We start from the raw sequence: 17,361 nt of genomic DNA, 5'->3' as shown, positions 1-17,361 counted from the left end.
AGACTTGGATGAATTGTTATCCAAGAAAAATGTTCAAGTATCAGACACCATTTCAGATGTATCGGGGTGGCTAAATTAAATTTGCAATTTGCCTAATTTTTTCCTTATTTGAACTCAAAAATTTAAATTAAATAAAGTTATTAAAGTCAAGAGAATTACTGTTTCTATTGATTGTCATATAAGATGGTATGTTATAATGTGCCTATGACAAATAATTTTAAATCGGGTTTTGTGGCGATTCTTGGTCGCCCAAATGTAGGAAAGTCTACTTTTCTTAATCAAGTGATGGGACAAAAAATTGCTATCATGTCTGACAAGCCACAGACGACGCGTAATAAGATCATGGGAATCTATACGACGCCTGAGGAGCAGATTGTCTTTATTGATACACCAGGTATTCATAAGCCACATAATGCACTTGGAGACTTCATGGTTCAAGCGGCATATTCGACTTTGCGTGAATGTGATGTTGTCCTATTCATGGTAGCGGCAGATGAGCCCCGCTCAACTGGTGAAGACATGATTATCGATCGGCTCAAGAGGGCAGAGGTTCCAGTTATCTTAGTTATCAATAAGATTGATAAAGTACATCCTGATCGTCTTTTTGAGAAGGTAGCAGATTACACTGAACAGATGGAATTTGCTGAGGTTGTGCCAATTTCTGCACTCCAAGGCAGTAATACCGATACATTACTTAACATTTTGACTGACAAATTAGTTCAAGGACCTAAATACTTCCCAGATGATCAAATTACTGATCACCCAGAAAGGTTCATTGTGTCTGAGATGGTTCGCGAAAAAATTCTACTATTAACCCGTGAAGAGGTTCCACATTCTATCGCTGTTGTGACCGAGTCGATGAAACGTGATGAGTTTGACAAGATGCACATCGCAGTTACAATATATGTGGAGCGTAAATCTCAAAAAGGGATTATTTTGGGTAAAGGTGGATCCATGATCAAGAAAATTGGTCAACTTGCCCGCCGTGATATTGAATTGATGCTGGGTGACAAGGTTTATTTAGAAACTTGGGTTAAAGTTAAGGAAGACTGGCGTGACAAGAAAATTGATCTTTCAGACTTTGGCTATGTTAAGGATGAAGACTAAGGAAAAATTAAATGAAAGCCAAATTTGATGAGTTGGCGGATAAGATTCTCAACAGAGAAATTGTGACAATTGGCGCTGCTTCTGACTTTACAGGTTTTAGTCGCCAAGCTGTCCTACAATTTATAGATGAAAATCAACTCAAGATTTTTGATGAGCTTGAAGGGAAATGGTACAACGAATCTGCCGAAGGCCATTGCTAAGCCAAAGAAAGAATCGAAAATTTCGATTCTTTTTGATAAGACTTATATAAGATGTTTGAAACAAATTCACTAAAAAAACATATATAATAAGAGGTGGAAATTTTAAATAAAAATATAACAAAGAGTTTCTAATTATAGCTAAAAGTTTTGTTTTGTGTTACAATATTATAGCTGATAAAACAATAGAAAATAGCTGAACAGATTCGGCTATTATTAAAAGGAGACCATCATGGCCGCGAAGTCAAAAAAAAGTTTAGATGATATTACAAAGAAGTTTGGTGATGAACGTGAAAAGGCACTCAATAAAGCCTTAGAAATGATTGAAAAAGATTTTGGTAAAGGGGCTTTAATGCGTCTGGGCGAGTCTGCTAGTCAAAAAGTTCAAGTGATGAGCTCAGGTTCATTAGCACTTGATATAGCTCTTGGTGTGGGAGGCTATCCTAAAGGACGTATTATTGAAATCTTTGGCCCAGAATCTTCTGGTAAAACGACTGTTGCCCTTCATGCAGTTGCACAAGCTCAAAAAGATGGTGGGGTTGCAGCTTTTATTGATGCTGAGCATTCCCTAGACCCAGTATATGCTCAAGCTCTTGGGGTGGATATTGATGAACTTTTACTTTCACAACCTGACTCAGGCGAGCAGGGCCTGCAAATTGCTGAAAAATTAATCGAATCTGGTGCAATTGACATTATTGTTATTGACTCAGTTGCCGCATTAGTACCACGTGCCGAAATTGATGGTGAAATTGGGGATGCATCTGTAGGTCTTCAAGCACGTATGATGTCTCAAGCTATGCGTAAATTAGCTTCAGTTATCAATAAGACAAAAACAATTGCCATCTTTATTAATCAGCTTCGTGAAAAAGTTGGTGTTATGTTTGGCTCTCCGGAAACAACTCCTGGTGGTCGTGCGTTGAAATTCTATGCTTCTGTTCGTTTGGATGTGCGTGGTTCTAAACGTGTAGAAATTGGAACAGGTGATAATAAAGAAGCAATAGGTAAGGAAACTACGATCAAAGTGGTTAAGAATAAGGTGGCACCACCATTTAAAGTTGCTGCTGTTGAAATCATGTATGGTGAAGGTATCTCACGTGAAGGTGAATTATTGACCATTGCATCTAATTTGAACATTGTACAGAAGTCAGGTGCTTGGTTTGCCTACAAAGATGAAAAGATTGCCCAAGGTGCTGAAAAAGCCAAGGCTTATTTGAGAGAAAACCCAGAAGTTTTTGCGGAAATCGACCGTGCAGTTCGTGAAAATTATGGTTTGCCAGTTCCAGTATTGGATGAAAAGATTGAAGAAATTGAAGTAAAAACTTCAAAAATTTCTAAAAAGAAAGACCTTCAAGAAGAGCTCGAATTGGAACCACTTGAAATTGAAGAATAAGAAAAAGTTTGAATAGAGAGACTTATGTCTCTCTATTTTCACATAAGAATCGACGTGTCTATGCACTAAAATAGAAAACGTTTTCTAATGAAAAATAAACAAAAATTTACTGAAAAGCATAAAAATTGAGAGAAAAGGTGCTATAATTACATATAAATTTTGGGGAAATTATGAATGATTGAGATATATACCGCACCTAGTTGTACATCGTGTAAGAAAGCCAAGTCTTGGTTAGCTAAGCACAATATTGCATTTGAAGAAAGAAATATTATTGCTGATCCCCTCACGCCTGAGGAAGTGAAGCAAGTTTTAATGCGCTGTGATGATGGAATTGAAGGCTTGATTTCAAGCCGTAACCGATTTGTAAAGACATTGGGTTATGATTTTGAAGATCTACCTTTGTCTCGGGCATTGAAAATTATTTCCGATAACCCTCAAATTCTTCGTCGTCCTATCATTATGGATGACAAAAGACTCCATGTGGGTTACAATGAAGAGGAAATTCGTACTTTTCTTCCTCGTACAGTGCGTGTTCTTGAAAATGCTGGCGTACGTATGCAAAACGTAATCTAATAAGCGACCTTTCGTCGCTTTTTCTTGTGTTTGAAATTTGGAAGGTGATACTCAGGTTAAAAAGGGTTTGGGAATGAAAATAAAACGTGAAACTAACCTTTTTCTGCTACAATTAAACTATGATTAAAATCTTTGATAGCCACACCCATCTTAATTCAGAGCAATTTATCGGTCGTGAAAATGAACTGATCAATTTTGCTGAAAAATCTTCAGTAGCCCTGCTTAACAATGTTGGAGTAGACCAAGAGACAAATGACTGGGCCCTTAAACTAGCAAACGAGTTTGAGATATGTTATGCCACAATTGGTTGGCATCCTGATGCAGCGTCTGCCTTTGATGGAGAGACGGAGCAATTTCTGATGGATAATCTATCAAACCCCAAAGTAGTTGCGATTGGAGAAATCGGACTTGACTATCACTGGATGGAAGCACCTAAATGGTTGCAAGAAGATGTTTTCCGCAAGCAGATACGTATTTCGAAGCAATTTGATAAACCCTTCCAGGTCCATACCCGAGAGGCAATAGAAGATACTTACGAAATAATTCGAGAAGAAGGAGTTGGTAGCGCTGGTGCGATTATTCATAATTTTTCAGGAACATATGAGTGGGCTAAAAAGTTTTTAGAATTGGGGATGATGATTTCTTTTTCAGGTATAGTCACCTTTAAGAAATCTTTAGGGGAACAAGAAGCAGCAGCTAAACTTCCGTTGGATCGAATTTTGGTTGAGACGGATGCACCTTATTTGACACCCATGCCCTACCGTGGTAAAGAAAATCAACCTGGTTATACACGTTACACAGTTGAAAAAATTGCAGAACTCCGCTGTCTCACTTTTGAGGAAGTGGCAGATGCTACTTTTGAAAATAGCATGAAAATTTTCAAACTATGATTTCAAAATTTTTTCAGAGAGAGCGGAGTTATGAGTAAAAATGAAAATATGACAAAGAGAAAAATAAATAAAATCATTGTGGTAGAAGGGCGTGACGACACAACGAATCTTAAAAGATTTTATGATGTTGATACCTATGAGACTCGTGGTTCGGCTATTAATAAGAATGATATTGAGCAGTTGATCTCTCTTCAGGAGAAGCGTGGACTGATTGTTTTTACAGATCCTGATTATCAAGGTGAACGCATTCGTAAGATAATTATGTCTGAAATTCCAGATGCTGAGCATGCCTTTATTCAAAGAAGTGAGGCTGAACCAAAGTCGAAAACCAAGGGCCATTCTTTGGGAGTTGAACATGCAGACTTTGAAGCTCTTGAATTAGCTTTAAGTTCACTTGAAGGTGCATCAAAAACAAGGGGAGTGGATCATATAAGTAAAGAGTTAATCTTGTCAGACCTTGTGTTTTTTGGGCTTGTCATGGGCAAAGATAGTCGCCGAAGACGTGAATTTCTCTGCAAAGAGCTTCGAATTGGTTATGCTAATGGTAAGCAGCTTTTAAAACGTTTGAATATGTTTTCTGTCCCGTTAGAAGAAATAGAAAGAGTAATGAATGATTACAGAAATTGAGCGTATCTCGAATATCATACGTACGCAAGATATACTGCGGCGCCATAATTTTAACTTTAAGAAGAAATTTGGTCAAAATTTTTTGACTGATCAAAATATTTTAACGAAAATCACAGAGACAGCAGGATTAACTAAAGAAACTAACGTCATTGAAATTGGTCCAGGTATTGGCTCATTAACGCAATACTTACTTGAGTCTTCAGCTGAAGTCATGGCTTTTGAAATTGACAAGAGCCTTATACCTATCCTTGAAGAGACTCTTTTTAACTACAATAATTTTCAATTGGTTTCAGCTGATATTCTAAAAGTAGATCTCAATGAGTACATTCAGAAGTTTGAACATCCGGATTATCCGTTGAAAGTCGTTGCTAATCTACCTTACTACATAACAACGCCTATTTTAATGCACTTGATCAATTCTAAAATACCATTTGATGAGTTCGTGGTTATGATGCAAAAAGAAGTAGCTGATCGAATTGCAGCTAAACCAGGTAACAAAGAATATGGTGGACTTTCTATTGCAGTTCAGTACTATATGGAGGCAGAAGTTGCATTTACAGTTTCTCGTACGGTTTTTGTCCCTGCACCAAATGTTGATTCCGCTATACTTAAAATGGTGCGACGCGAAAAGCCATTGGTTGAAGTAAAAGATGAAGATTGGCTTTTCAAAGTAGTTAAGATTGCCTTTGCTCATCGTCGTAAGACGCTGATTAATAATCTTATGCAGGGCTTTGGTAAAGAGGCCAAGCCTGAAATTGAAAAAATACTTTTAAAAATAGAGATTGCACCGAGTATTCGAGCAGAAGTTCTTTCTATACAGGACTTTGCAATTTTAGCTGATGCTTTGATTAAATTTAAAAAATGAGCTTGGGAAATTTTCCAAGCTTTTTAAATAGAAATATTTTTGACCCAAAGTGCTATGATTTACGTATGAATGATCTTGATAAAATTTTTCAAGAAATAAAAGCTGATCCAGAAAATGAAGATTTCGAAGCTCAAGAAATTGATCCTCTATATTCAGCATATCCAGAAGCAAAAATTTGTTTTATAGGTCAGGCACCTGGACGAATTGCCCAAGAAAAATCTCTCTATTGGGATGATCCTTCTGGCGATCGCTTGCGCGAATGGACGGGTATTTCACGTATGGAATTTTATAATTCTCGCAAAATTGCAATTGTTCCAATGGATTTTTATTTTCCAGGTAAAGGAAAGTCTGGAGATTTACCACCTCGCAAAGATTTTGCGGGAAAATGGCATCCTCAAATTTTTAAACAAATGCCAGATATAAAAATTTTTATATTGATTGGGAATTATGCACAGAAGTACTACCTTAATTTGAAATCAAATCAAAATTCAACAGAGGTTATAAAAAACTATAATAAATATCTTTCTAAAGGTTTTTTTCCAATAGTACATCCTTCCCCTAGAAATAATATCTGGTTGGCCAAAAACAAATGGTTTGAAGCTGATGTAGTTCCAGAAATAAAAAAAATTATAAGAAAAGCACTTGATGATTTATCCTATTTTGATTAGATTTAGAGAGTTAGCTGCATTGTGATATGCTTGATACCGGCCTCTTCAAAAACTTCACCAATAGGTTCGAAATCAAACTTTTCATAAAATCCACGTGCACTCAGCTGAGCATGAAGAACTATGTTTGGAATTCTATGTTCTCTTGAAAAATTGATGGCTTCAGTTAAAAGCATTGAAGCGTAACCTTTTTTTCTTTCTCCTTCAAGTACGGCCATACGCTGTAAAAGTGTTTCATCATGTTTGTTAAGAAGGCGACAAGTACCACATGCCTTACCGTGTTTATTGTATAGGACAAAGTGTACGGCCATGGCTTCATCAATTGGGGAGCCAACTTCGAGTGAATAGGCAATGCCTTGTCCTTTGACAAAAACTTCATTGCGAATTTTTAAAGCATCTAAATATGTTTTAGACATTGTGTCACGGGTGTGTTTGATTTTCATATAGGGTGTATTACCTTGCTAATTAGAATTATTTCAATTATAATACAATTATGTTCAAATCAAGCAAACTCTTCTTCTGGACCGTTGAATTTTTAGCAGTGGCTGCTCTTTTGTGGCTCTTGGTTAGAATTGACTGGATCTTTAAACCAATAACTGTTATGTTTTCAGCGATTTTTATTCCCTTCTTGATTGCTGGGTTTCTTTATTTCGTCTTTGATCCCCTCATTGACCTCTTAGAGCAGAAGTTAAAAATAAAGCGAATTTTTGGAATCATTTTGTCTGTCCTGATCGTGATTGGTGCTTATGTTCTGATTGCATTGACCGTTATTCCTAATGTTATTTCTCAGCTAACTTCGTTGATCAGCACTATGGTTAAACTTTACCCTGAAGCGCAGAATTGGTTGGTAGGATTGGTGAAATCTGGGCAATTTAAAACAATTGCCAATCAAGTGGATTTCACCTCGGCTTTGAATAGCTTAAGCTCTACATATACGACAATTTTGCAAAATCTTTTGCATGGGATGACATCAAGCATTGGATCTATTGTAAATATCATTGTGACTATTCTGCTGATTTTGTTGCTTGTTCCAATCTTTTTCTTCTACATGCTCAAAGATGGAGATAAAATCTTACCTTTTATTAAGAAATATTTGTTAGTAGAAGATAAGTACAATGTGATTGGCCTACTTGAGGATCTGCACAAAACTATTTCGAAATATATTTTTGGTGTTGCTCTTGATGCACTTTTTATTTTTATTATGGCAATGGCTGGCTTTTCGGTTATTCAAGTTCCTTATGCTTTAATCTTTGCATTATGGACAGCGGTCTCAAATTTAATCCCTTATGTGGGCCCATATATTGGATTAACCCCATTAGTACTTGCAACTGTATTTATTCATCCATGGATGACATTGATTGCTGTAATTTATATGGCGATTGTCCAACAGGTTGATGGTAACATTGTTTATCCAAGAATCGTTGGTGGTGCTGTTCATGTCCACCCGATTACTGTTATGGTGCTCATGATGGTTATGGGATCTCTGTATGGAATTATTGGCATGGTTATTGGCGTTCCACTTTATGCCATGGTTAAAGAGATTGTCAAGTTTGTTGTTGGGCTTTACCGCAACATCAGGAAACAAAGGCAATCTTCCATACATCAAAGTTAATATCTATGATATAATCAAATTATCAAATGGAGCTAATGGTTTCTGATTTTGGGAACCTGCTTCATTTTTATAAAATTTCTTATTAGTTTTTTTTACCCTTTGCTTTTAAGTTAAGACTTAAATGGAGAGGCCCAAAAAGGAGAATTCCGCTCAATGCCTGCAGACCCGGCCAGTACAAATTTATTTTTACAAATCTTACTTCTTATTGTACTTACAATCATCAATGGTTTCTTTTCGGCGTCAGAAATGGCGCTGGTTTCTGTTTCAAGATCTAAAATTGAACAAAAGGCTAGTGAAGGTGATAAGTCTTACCAAAACCTTTTAAAGCTTTTGGATAAACCTTCTAACTTTTTATCAACTGTACAAATTGGTGTAACTCTGATCCAGATTTTAGTTGGTTCTTCCCTTTCTGATAGTTTGACACAAAGAATGATTCCACTGTTTGGCAGCAACTTTAAGATTGTCGCTCAGGTTATTGTTTTGGCGATTTTGACATTTGTTTCAATAGTTTTTGGTGAACTTTATCCGAAACGCATTGCCCAGAATTTAAAAGAGAAATTGGCACTGAAAATAGTACGTCCGATTCAGATTATTGGATTTATTTTAAATCCTTTTGTGCTTTTACTTGCTGGGTCGGTAAACCTTTTGAGCCGTATTACACCTATGAAGTTTGATGATGCTGGCGAATCAATGAGTCGAGACGAAATAGAATATATTCTTGATAAAAATGAAATAGCTCTAGATGAGGAAGAACGAGGCATGCTTCATGGGGTATTTAGCCTTGACGGTATGGTAGCTCGTGAAGTTATGGTCCCAAGAACCGACGCTTTCATGATAGATTTAGAAAACGACACGATGGAGAACATCAAGGCCATTCTCGATGAATCTTTTTCTCGTGTTCCTTTGTATGACGATGATAAAGACAAGATCATTGGTATCATCCATACTAAGCGACTTTTGCAAGCTGGTTTTGAAAAAGGGTTTGATAAAGTTAATTTGCGAGAGATAGTCCAGGAACCTCTTTTTGTTCCTGAGACCATCAACGTGGATGACCTCTTGCGACAGTTAAGAAACACCCATAATCAGATGGCAATTTTGATCAATGAATATGCTGGAGTTGAAGGTTTGGTCACTCTGGAAGATCTTCTTGAAGAAATTGTTGGTGAAATTGAAGATGAGTCTGACGTTGTCAGCAAGGATTTTGTTAAAATTGAAGACGATCTCTGGATTGTCCAAGGACGCATGACTTTAAATGATTTTAACGAAGAATTTGATACCCATCTTGATTCTGAGGATGTTGACACCATTGCTGGCTTTTATCTTGATCTACTTGGTTCTATTCCATCAAAGGGTGAGCAGATCACTGTGGATTATGACGATGAGGAAAACGATGAGCACCTGACGATTACTTCATTTGAAATTGATGATAAGCGCCTTGTTAAATTGAAAATTCATTTTTTACCTAAAACACAAGAAGGTGATGCTAAAGATGATTAAGTGACGCGTAAAAGGTCATTTTGAGAAGCAAAATGTATTAGACAAAGGTTGTAAATTCAACCTTTTTTGTTTGATAAATTGTGAAAAAAACTGTAAAATAAGCGCATAGATCTAAGTTATCGAATTCACAAAAATTATATATATTTTAAAATTTACGAGGAGACTCTCATGGATATAGAAGTTGCTAAAAAAGTGACTGGGCTAATAAATGCGACAGAAAGTTTTGGTGCCGTAGACGGCCCAGGCGTGCGTTTTGTTGTGTTTGTACAAGGGTGTCGTATGCGGTGTAAATATTGCCATAATCCGGATACCTGGGCGATGAAAAATGATAAGGCTGAGACTCGTACAGCTGCGGACGTTTTGGAAGAAGCTCGTCGTTATCAAGGCTTTTGGGGGAGTGAAGGCGGGATCACCGTATCTGGTGGTGAAGCCCTCTTACAAATTGACTTTGTGACCGCTCTCTTTACACTTTGTCATGATCTGGGGATTCACACAACGCTTGATACAGCGGGTCAACCTTATAAAACTGATCCATACGTGACCGAACATATTGATGAACTGTTAGCGGTCACTGACTTAGTTTTATTGGATATTAAAGAAATTAATCCAGAACGTCATAAAGAATTGACTGCTAACAAAAATGATAACATCCTAGAGTTTGCTCAGTACCTGTCTGATAAAGGGATTGCTATGTGGATTCGTCACGTCCTTGTACCGGGAGAGTCTGATTTTGATGAAGATTTAATAGAACTTGGGAAGTTCGTCAAGACTTTAAAAAATGTTTTGAAATTTGAAATTTTACCTTATCATACGATGGGTGAGTTTAAATGGCGCGAACTTGGCTGGAAGTATCAGCTTGCTGGAGTTAAACCACCAACATCTGTTCGAGTGAGAAATGCGAAAGTATTGATGGAAACTGAGTCTTATCAGGATTATTTGGAACGCATAAGATAAAACACAGAGAAAAGTCAATATCTATGAGCCTTGAAATGATATTAATTGAATGTATCTGACAAACGAAAAATAGTGTGAAATACACTATTTTTTGATAAAATATACCTATAATTTAATTTGAAAGAAGAAAATAATGTCTGATAAAATTTTTGTTTTTGGTCATCAAAACCCTGATACAGATGCTATAGGCTCATCAATGAGCTATGCTTACCTCCGTAAGAATGTTGCATTTGGTGCTCTAAACACTGAGGTTGTTGCCTTAGGTGAAGTGAATGAAGAGACAGCTTTTGCACTTAAGACTTTTGGTCTTGAAGCTCCACGGGTTGTAAAGTCTGCTAAAGAAGAAGGTGTGGACACAGTTATTTTAACTGATCATAATGAATTTCAACAATCAATTTCTGACATTGAAGAAGTCACAATTTTTGGTGTGGTTGATCATCACCGTGTGGACAACTTCCATACAGCGGTTCCTCTCTTCATGGATGTTCAACCAGTTGGCTCAGCTTCATCAATCGTTTACCGCCAATACTTGGCAAACGGAGTTGAAATCCCAACAGCAATAGCTGGCATGATGTTGTCAGGTTTAATCTCTGATACATTACTTCTAAAATCACCAACCACTCACCCAACTGATTTCAAAGTGGCTGAAGATTTGGCAAAGATTGCAGGTGTTGACCTTGAAGAATACGGGCTAGCTATGCTTAAGGCTGGTACAAATCTTTCAACTAAAACTGCAGAAGAATTGATTGACATAGATGCAAAGACTTTCGAGTTTAGTGGTTCAAAAGCCAGAATAGCACAAGTCAATACAGTTGATATTCCAGAGGTACTTGAACGTTTGACTGAAATAAAATCGGCTATGACAGCTTACATGACAGCGGGTGGCTTTGATGATTTTATCTTTATGATTACTGATATTGTCAATTCAAATTCTGAAATCATTGAACTTGGCTCACATCCTGAAAAGGTTGAGAAAGCTTTCAACTTTAGTTTGAAAGATGACCATGCCTTCTTGGCTGGTGCTGTTTCACGTAAGAAGCAAGTTGTACCACAATTGACTGAAAGCTTCGAAGCTTGATGAATAATTGAGAGGTCCCAAATTTGGGACCTCTTTTTTCAAAAATATTTTTACAATTTTTCAAACTATCTGATAATGCTGAACTGAGAGAATTTGACGGCACATTAAAATTTTGATAAACTTAAAAAGTTATTTTAAAAAATATGATCGATCAGAATGACGATCATAAAAGGGGGATAAGCCGTGAAGTATGAATCTTTGTTGGAGCGTTTTCTTAGCTATGTTAAGGTAAACACACGCTCTGATGAGAACAGCACAACTACGCCAACAACTCCAGCGCAAAAAGAATTTGCCTTGGTTCGTGGTGAGGAAATGAAGAAGTATGGTGTTATAGACGTTCATTATATTGATGCGAACGGATATATTATTGGTACAATCCCAGCAAACACTGATAAAAAAGTAAAAAAAATTGGTTTCCTTGGTCATGTGGACACGGCAGACTTCAATGCCGATGGCATCAACCCACAAGTTCTTGAGAACTATGATGGCCAATCGGTAATTAAGCTTGGATCAACTGAGTTCTCACTTGACCCAGCTGAATTTCCTAACTTGAAGAAGTATGAAGGCCACACTTTGGTTCACACTGATGGTACGACTTTACTTGGTGCAGATGATAAGTCTGGTGTGACTGAAATTATGACTTTAGCTGAATATCTCTACAATCACCCAGAAATCGAGCACGGTGAAATTCGTATTGGATTTGGTCCAGATGAAGAAATTGGTATCGGTGCCGACAAGTTTGATGTTTCTGACTTCGACGTAGACTTTGCATACACTGTCGATGGTGGCCCCTTGGGAGAACTTGAGTATGAGACATTCAGTGCAGCTGGTGCAACAATTCATTTTCAAGGTAAGAATGTTCACCCAGGTACAGCTAAGAATCAAATGGTAAATGCTTTGCAATTGGCTATTGATTTTCATAACGCACTTCCCGAGTTTGATCGTCCTGAAAAGACTGAAGCACGTGAAGGATTCTTCCACTTGCTGAAAATTGAAGGTACACCAGAAGAAGCAAGCATGACTTATATCATTCGTGATCACGATAGGGCAAAATTTGAAATGCGAAAAGAGAGCGTTTCAAACATTGCTAAAATGATGAACGAAAATCTTGGTATTGAGCGTGTGAAAGTGAACATGAAGGATCAATACTATAACATGGCTGAAATCATCCAGAAGGATTTCTGGATGATTGAGCTTGCAAAGAAAGCCATGGAGAATCTTGGAATTAAACCAGTTATCGAGCCTGTTCGTGGTGGTACTGATGGATCTAAGATCTCATTCATGGGCCTTCCAACTCCAAACCTCTTCGCAGGTGGTGAAAACATGCATGGCCGTTATGAGTTTGTTTCTGTTCAGGTGATGGAAAAAGCGGTAGATACTTTGCTTGAAATCATCCATTTGAACCAAGAAGACTAAAAAGAAAATTAATTAAAATTTTAAAACACTAGAATTTAGAATTGCAAGTCGCCCTAAAATAAAAGGGCGACTTGCTTTAGTTAATTCTGGAAGTTTTCTGTCAATTCTATCAAATTGCTACAGAAATTCTTTCTTACTTATTTGCATAAACTTAAAGTAAAATTAGGAGACACCTTTACCTTAAGTTTGTGGAAATAAGTGACTTACACAGAAAAAATATATTTAGGAGAAAATATGTCTAAATCAAACAAAGGCAAACTTTCAGTAGTTGCCCTCTCATTGATGATTTTCACATCAGTTTATGGCTTTGGTAATATTCCCGTGGCCTTTTACCAAATGGGTTATGGTGCCATTCCTTGGTACATAATTGGTGCATTGCTCTTTTTTATTCCTTTTGCTTTTATGGCAACTGAAATGGGCTCTGCTTTCAAAGAAGCTCGTGGTGGTATTTATTCATGGATGGAAGAAGCGGTTAATCCAACGTTTGCCTTTGTCGGTACTTTCATGTGGTATGCTAGCTATGTTATCTGGATGGTTAGTGTTTCATCAAAGATCTTGCTTCCAATTGTTAACTTGATTTTTGGTAGCTCAGATAAAATGCCAAATATTTTTTGGATTTCAGTTGTCGCTGTTGTTTGGATGGCTTTGATCACTTTTGCAGTTTCTCGTGGTGTTGATACAATCAAAAAATTTACATCTGTTGCCGGTACTGCCGTACTTGCTTTGAATGCTATTCTTATCATTGGTGCTGTGATTGTTTTAATTGCTAATGGTCATCCAGCCACGCCAATTTCATTGCACTCGTTTGTCACATCTGCTGCTCCAAGTTCTGTCTTTCATGGTGGTGCTGTATCTTATATCTCGTTCCTTGTATTTGCAATTTTTGCTTACGGTGGTGTTGAAGCAGTTGGTGGTTTGGTTGACCAAACTGACAAACCAGAGAAGAACTTCCCACGTGGGTTGATTATCTCCGCCATCATCATTGCTATTGGTTACTCAGTTGCTATTCTCTGTGTAGGTTTCTTCGTAAGCTATAATAAAGATTGGCTGCCACAAATTACTGATGGTACAATGAACCTTGGTACTGTTCCTTACCAATTGATTCAAATTCTTGGTGAACGAGTTTCTGAAGCTCTTGGCATACATGGCTCAGCAGCCAACTTTATTGGTGGAATTTTTGCTCGTTATATTGGCCTTTCTATGTTACTAGCGTACATGGGTGCTTTCTTCACACTGACATACAGTCCCTTGAAGCAAATTATCACAGGTACCCCTAAAAAACTTTGGCCAGGAAAAATAGGTCACCTTTCTGCGGATGGACTTCCTAAATTTGCGATGTGGATTCAATTCGCTATTGTAACAGCAATTATTGTTTTGAAGTATATCACTTCAACAGGCGGTGCTTCGAAGTTCTACGAAATATTGACTTACATGGCTAATGTTTCAATGACTTTACCATATATCTTCATGGTTATTGGTTACTGGTACTTCAAACGTAACAAAAAGATTGAAAAGCCAGTTGTTTACTTTAAATCACATATCGTTGTAACGTTCTTGACAATTATGGTGTTGATTGTTGTCTTGGGTGCAAACATTATGACCATTATCCAACCATTGGTTGACTACTTTGCTTTACCTGCAGTAGCTCAAAAAGCTGCGCTTAGTGACACTTTGATTTCATTCTTCTCAATGGTGGGAGGCCCAGTCTTGTTTGCTATTATTGGGTATTTTATGATGTATTCATACAAGAAGAAAAATCCTGAAGAATATGAAGCACTTGAGGTTTTCCGTCATCAAGATGGTAAATAATCATTATACTAAAGGGGCTATGGCTCCTTTTAATTTGTATCTAAAAGTTAATGGAATTCCTCTAAAGTGAGTAGTAAAAGGTCGATTAATTTAAGAAGTTGAAATCTAAAATAAAGGTTCTTAATCTAGTATTTTTTTACTTCTCAGCCTTTAATAATTTTCTAATCATGTCACCTTAAATTAATTAATTTATTCTCTACAAGAAATTCAATTTTTCATTAGGATTTTGTTATAATCGAGGCATACTTTAGATTAGGAGAAAACATGGTTAGAGTTCAAGACGATTTATTTGAGTCAGTAAATGCTGAATGGCTGGAAAAGACAGAGATTCCAGCGGACAAACCTAGAATTGCTGCTTTTGGTGAACTAGAAATTGAAATCGAAAAACGTCTGGCGGATGATTTTACTGAATTCAATGAAGTAGAGCCAGAAGATGAGAAGCTTCGTCAAGCACTGCGGTTTTATAAAAAAGCGGGTGATTGGAAAACTAGAAATCAGGACGACTTTTCTGCAGTTCAATCAGAAGTTAAAAAAATTTCACAGCTTCAAAATTTGGCTGACATGTCAGATCATTTATCAGATTTGATCTTACATACACAAGCGAGTCTTCCTTTTGGTTTATCAGTTGAAACTGACATGAAGGATGCCTTAAATCATATGTTGGTATTTACTGGTCCAGGCTTGATCTTGCCAGATACAACTTACTATGCTAAAGATCATCCTCGGAAAAAAGAATTGTTAGATTTTTGGGAAAAAAATGTAACTGAAATTTTGGAAAAACTTGGAATTGATGGTGGAGCAGAATTGGCAAAAAAGGCCGTTAATTTTGATGCCTTGCTTGTGCCATCTGCGAATACATCAGAAGAATGGGCAAAATATCCTGAACTTTATCGCCCAGTGGATTATTCAGATTTTCTCAAGAATATAGACACTGTTAATTTCTCCAGTTTCATAACTGAAATTACAACAAAGTCCCCAGAAAAGGTTGTCATTTTTGAGCAACGTTTTTATGATTCTTTTAATAGCTTGATATCTGAAGATAATTGGGACTTGATCCAGGCATGGATGATTGTGAAAGTTGCGCTGAGACATGTTTCTCTCCTTTCAGAAGATCTCCGTGTTCTTGGGGGTGCATATCAACGCTTTCTATCTAATATAGCTGAAGCACGTAGTCAGGTGAAGCATCAACTTGATGTAACGGAGTCTTACTTTGCCCAAGTAATTGGATTACACTATGGAAAAAAATATTTTGGTGAAGCAGCAAAGGCAGATGTTATCCGTATGATAGATGTCATGGTCTCCATTTATAAAGAACGACTGGATAAGAATACATGGCTCAGCCGTGCGACAATAGATCAAGCAATTGAAAAACTTGATGCTATGACAGTCATGGTGGGGTACCCTGAAAAACTTCCTGACTTTTATGATCAACTCATTGTTGGCGAAAGTAGCCTTTATGAGGATGCAGTAAAATTTGACCAAATCTTTACAAAACGTCATTATGAAAAGTTTGAAGAAAAGGTTGATAAGACTGAATGGTTTATGCCAGCTCACCAAGTAAATGCTTATAATGAGCCATCTTCTAATCAGATTGTATTCCCTGCAGCCATTATGCAACCTCCTTTTTATTCTTTTGAAAATCAAACTTCCAGTCAAAATTTTGGGGGGATTGGTGCGGTGATTGCTCATGAAATCTCACATAGTTTTGATAATAACGGCGCTCAGTTTGATAAATTTGGAAATCTAGGCAAGTGGTGGACGGACGAAGACTTTGCTGCCTTTGAAGAAAAGCAAAAAGAAATGATTGCCCAATTTGATGGAGTAGAGACTGAGGCCGGTAAAGCTAATGGTAGATTAATTGTTTCAGAAAACATTGCTGATAATGGGGGAATGTCTGCAGCTCTTTATGCAGCAGAAAAAGAAGATGATTTCTCAGCCAAGGAGTTCTTTAGTCAATGGGCTACTGTTTGGCGAATTAAATCTAGTCTTGAATTTCAACAGATGATGCTCTCAATTGATGTTCATGCTCCAGGTAAGCTGCGAGCAAATATTCCGCCAACAAATTTTGAGGAATTCTATACTGCTTTTGATGTTCAAGAAAGTGACAAGATGTATCGAAATCCAGAAAAACGCCTGATTATCTGGTGACAACAAATGGGTGAAAAAGGAGGCAAGTATTATTACTGATTTTTCAAAGATTGAAAGTGATTTTGAAGCAGGTGCTGACTTTGCTCAACTCAAGCGTGATACACGAAGAATAATTCAAGAGATAAAAGCAATCCCCTATGGTACTGTTGCTTCTTATAAGGAGATTGGAAATTTAGCTGGTTTGGTGAACGCAGGACGTCAAGTGGCACGAATACTTCATAGTCTATCTTACAAGTATGAAATGCCTTGGTGGCGTGTGATAGGAAGTGATGGGCGAATTAAGTTGACAGGTCCAGCCAAAGCTGAACAAATTCGTCTTCTGAAACTTGAAAAAGTAGAAGTTTCTGAGTTAGGTCAAGTTAAGAGGCAAAAGAAATCTTAAATTATTCAAAATTTACTGGTTTGATGAACTATACTACAGGAGATACCAGTAAGTTTGATAGTACTAAATCAAAGAAAATTATCCCGTTGAAAATATGGACAAATTGTGTTATAATCAAATTACATAAATTTGTCGAAAAAGCTTGGGAAAT

The 17,361-nt window shown here is 37.0% G+C and carries 17 protein-coding genes; 16 read left to right on the top strand and 1 reads right to left on the bottom strand.

What is annotated here, in order from left to right; translation table 11 throughout:
- Nucleotides 1-204: 204 nt before the first annotated feature.
- The 8 genes from era (at nucleotide 205) to HNQ37_RS05725 (ending at nucleotide 6,317) form a co-directional block, all read left to right on the top strand.
- Complete coding sequence (era, locus tag HNQ37_RS05760) at nucleotides 205-1,107, top strand: GTPase Era (RefSeq protein WP_183540218.1); 903 nt, start codon at nucleotides 205-207, stop codon at nucleotides 1,105-1,107.
- Nucleotides 1,108-1,118: 11 nt separating this feature from the next.
- Complete coding sequence (locus HNQ37_RS05755) at nucleotides 1,119-1,307, top strand: hypothetical protein (protein ID WP_183540216.1); 189 nt, start codon at nucleotides 1,119-1,121, stop codon at nucleotides 1,305-1,307.
- A 229-nt stretch (nucleotides 1,308-1,536) separates the two neighbouring features.
- Complete coding sequence (gene recA / locus HNQ37_RS05750) at nucleotides 1,537-2,694, top strand: recombinase RecA (RefSeq protein ID WP_183540214.1); 1,158 nt, start codon at nucleotides 1,537-1,539, stop codon at nucleotides 2,692-2,694.
- A gap of 174 nt (nucleotides 2,695-2,868) precedes the next feature.
- The gene (gene spx / locus HNQ37_RS05745; protein WP_183540212.1) at nucleotides 2,869-3,267 is read left to right on the top strand and encodes a transcriptional regulator Spx; all 399 of its coding nucleotides are present in this window, start codon (nucleotides 2,869-2,871) and stop codon (nucleotides 3,265-3,267) included.
- A 119-nt stretch (nucleotides 3,268-3,386) separates the two neighbouring features.
- Nucleotides 3,387-4,157, top strand: coding sequence for a TatD family hydrolase (locus HNQ37_RS05740; RefSeq protein WP_183540210.1), 771 nt, complete (start codon nucleotides 3,387-3,389; stop codon nucleotides 4,155-4,157).
- 48 nt (nucleotides 4,158-4,205) lie between these two features.
- Nucleotides 4,206-4,784, top strand: a complete 579-nt coding sequence (gene rnmV, locus HNQ37_RS05735) for a ribonuclease M5 (protein ID WP_183540225.1) — start codon at nucleotides 4,206-4,208, stop codon at nucleotides 4,782-4,784.
- Complete coding sequence (rsmA, locus tag HNQ37_RS05730) at nucleotides 4,771-5,649, top strand: 16S rRNA (adenine(1518)-N(6)/adenine(1519)-N(6))-dimethyltransferase RsmA (protein ID WP_183540223.1); 879 nt, start codon at nucleotides 4,771-4,773, stop codon at nucleotides 5,647-5,649. The genes rnmV and rsmA overlap by 14 nt, the downstream gene beginning before the upstream one ends.
- Before the next feature lie 65 nt (nucleotides 5,650-5,714).
- A complete protein-coding gene (locus HNQ37_RS05725) occupies nucleotides 5,715-6,317 on the top strand; it encodes a uracil-DNA glycosylase family protein (protein WP_183540208.1) in 603 nt (200 codons plus the stop codon).
- A 2-nt stretch (nucleotides 6,318-6,319) separates the two neighbouring features.
- On the opposite strand, the gene HNQ37_RS05720 is transcribed toward HNQ37_RS05725, so the two are convergent.
- Complete coding sequence (locus HNQ37_RS05720) at nucleotides 6,320-6,757, bottom strand: GNAT family N-acetyltransferase (RefSeq protein ID WP_183540205.1); 438 nt, start codon at nucleotides 6,755-6,757, stop codon at nucleotides 6,320-6,322.
- Nucleotides 6,758-6,807: 50 nt separating this feature from the next.
- Between HNQ37_RS05720 and HNQ37_RS05715 the strand changes: the two genes are divergently transcribed.
- From HNQ37_RS05715 to HNQ37_RS05680, 8 genes are all read left to right on the top strand, one after another.
- Entirely contained in the window at nucleotides 6,808-7,926 is a 1,119-nt protein-coding gene (locus HNQ37_RS05715) for an AI-2E family transporter (protein ID WP_183540203.1), read from the top strand.
- A gap of 153 nt (nucleotides 7,927-8,079) precedes the next feature.
- Complete coding sequence (locus HNQ37_RS05710) at nucleotides 8,080-9,423, top strand: hemolysin family protein (RefSeq protein ID WP_183540201.1); 1,344 nt, start codon at nucleotides 8,080-8,082, stop codon at nucleotides 9,421-9,423.
- Between the two features lie 168 nt (nucleotides 9,424-9,591).
- Nucleotides 9,592-10,377, top strand: a complete 786-nt coding sequence (gene pflA, locus HNQ37_RS05705; protein ID WP_183540199.1) for a pyruvate formate-lyase-activating protein — start codon at nucleotides 9,592-9,594, stop codon at nucleotides 10,375-10,377.
- Nucleotides 10,378-10,510: 133 nt separating this feature from the next.
- Nucleotides 10,511-11,455, top strand: a complete 945-nt coding sequence (locus HNQ37_RS05700) for a manganese-dependent inorganic pyrophosphatase (protein WP_183540197.1) — start codon at nucleotides 10,511-10,513, stop codon at nucleotides 11,453-11,455.
- Between the two features lie 183 nt (nucleotides 11,456-11,638).
- Nucleotides 11,639-12,871: a peptidase T gene (pepT, locus tag HNQ37_RS05695; RefSeq protein WP_183540195.1), complete on the top strand. Its 1,233-nt coding sequence runs from the start codon at nucleotides 11,639-11,641 to the stop codon at nucleotides 12,869-12,871.
- Nucleotides 12,872-13,105: 234 nt separating this feature from the next.
- Nucleotides 13,106-14,680 (top strand): glutamate/gamma-aminobutyrate family transporter YjeM, encoded by a 1,575-nt coding sequence (gene yjeM, locus HNQ37_RS05690; RefSeq protein ID WP_183540193.1) that lies wholly within the window; start codon nucleotides 13,106-13,108, stop codon nucleotides 14,678-14,680.
- Nucleotides 14,681-14,944: 264 nt separating this feature from the next.
- Nucleotides 14,945-16,828, top strand: coding sequence for an endopeptidase PepO (gene pepO, locus HNQ37_RS05685; RefSeq protein ID WP_183540191.1), 1,884 nt, complete (start codon nucleotides 14,945-14,947; stop codon nucleotides 16,826-16,828).
- A 10-nt stretch (nucleotides 16,829-16,838) separates the two neighbouring features.
- Nucleotides 16,839-17,210: an MGMT family protein gene (locus tag HNQ37_RS05680; protein ID WP_343066573.1), complete on the top strand. Its 372-nt coding sequence runs from the start codon at nucleotides 16,839-16,841 to the stop codon at nucleotides 17,208-17,210.
- Nucleotides 17,211-17,361 lie beyond the last annotated feature (151 nt).

It is taken from the genome of Lactovum miscens (genome assembly GCF_014202895.1).
Lineage (GTDB): Bacteria > Bacillota > Bacilli > Lactobacillales > Streptococcaceae > Lactovum > Lactovum miscens.
Note: the sequence above shows the minus strand (reverse complement) of the source record. Positions and strands in the feature narration are given on the sequence as shown.

What these genes read in the sequence shown, in the direction of transcription:
- rnmV (WP_183540225.1), top strand. Translation starts at nt 4,206, where the DNA reads ATGACAAAGAGAAAAATAAATAAAATCATTGTGGTAGAAGGGCGTGAC.
- spx (WP_183540212.1), top strand. Translation starts at nt 2,869, where the DNA reads ATGATTGAGATATATACCGCACCTAGTTGTACATCGTGTAAGAAAGCC.
- yjeM (WP_183540193.1), top strand. Translation starts at nt 13,106, where the DNA reads ATGTCTAAATCAAACAAAGGCAAACTTTCAGTAGTTGCCCTCTCATTG.
- pflA (WP_183540199.1), top strand. Translation starts at nt 9,592, where the DNA reads ATGGATATAGAAGTTGCTAAAAAAGTGACTGGGCTAATAAATGCGACA.
- HNQ37_RS05715 (WP_183540203.1), top strand. Translation starts at nt 6,808, where the DNA reads ATGTTCAAATCAAGCAAACTCTTCTTCTGGACCGTTGAATTTTTAGCA.
- pepO (WP_183540191.1), top strand. Translation starts at nt 14,945, where the DNA reads ATGGTTAGAGTTCAAGACGATTTATTTGAGTCAGTAAATGCTGAATGG.
- recA (WP_183540214.1), top strand. Translation starts at nt 1,537, where the DNA reads ATGGCCGCGAAGTCAAAAAAAAGTTTAGATGATATTACAAAGAAGTTT.
- HNQ37_RS05755 (WP_183540216.1), top strand. Translation starts at nt 1,119, where the DNA reads ATGAAAGCCAAATTTGATGAGTTGGCGGATAAGATTCTCAACAGAGAA.
- HNQ37_RS05700 (WP_183540197.1), top strand. Translation starts at nt 10,511, where the DNA reads ATGTCTGATAAAATTTTTGTTTTTGGTCATCAAAACCCTGATACAGAT.
- HNQ37_RS05710 (WP_183540201.1), top strand. Translation starts at nt 8,080, where the DNA reads ATGCCTGCAGACCCGGCCAGTACAAATTTATTTTTACAAATCTTACTT.
- HNQ37_RS05725 (WP_183540208.1), top strand. Translation starts at nt 5,715, where the DNA reads ATGAATGATCTTGATAAAATTTTTCAAGAAATAAAAGCTGATCCAGAA.
- HNQ37_RS05740 (WP_183540210.1), top strand. Translation starts at nt 3,387, where the DNA reads ATGATTAAAATCTTTGATAGCCACACCCATCTTAATTCAGAGCAATTT.
- HNQ37_RS05720 (WP_183540205.1), bottom strand. Translation starts at nt 6,757, where the DNA reads ATGAAAATCAAACACACCCGTGACACAATGTCTAAAACATATTTAGAT.
- era (WP_183540218.1), top strand. Translation starts at nt 205, where the DNA reads ATGACAAATAATTTTAAATCGGGTTTTGTGGCGATTCTTGGTCGCCCA.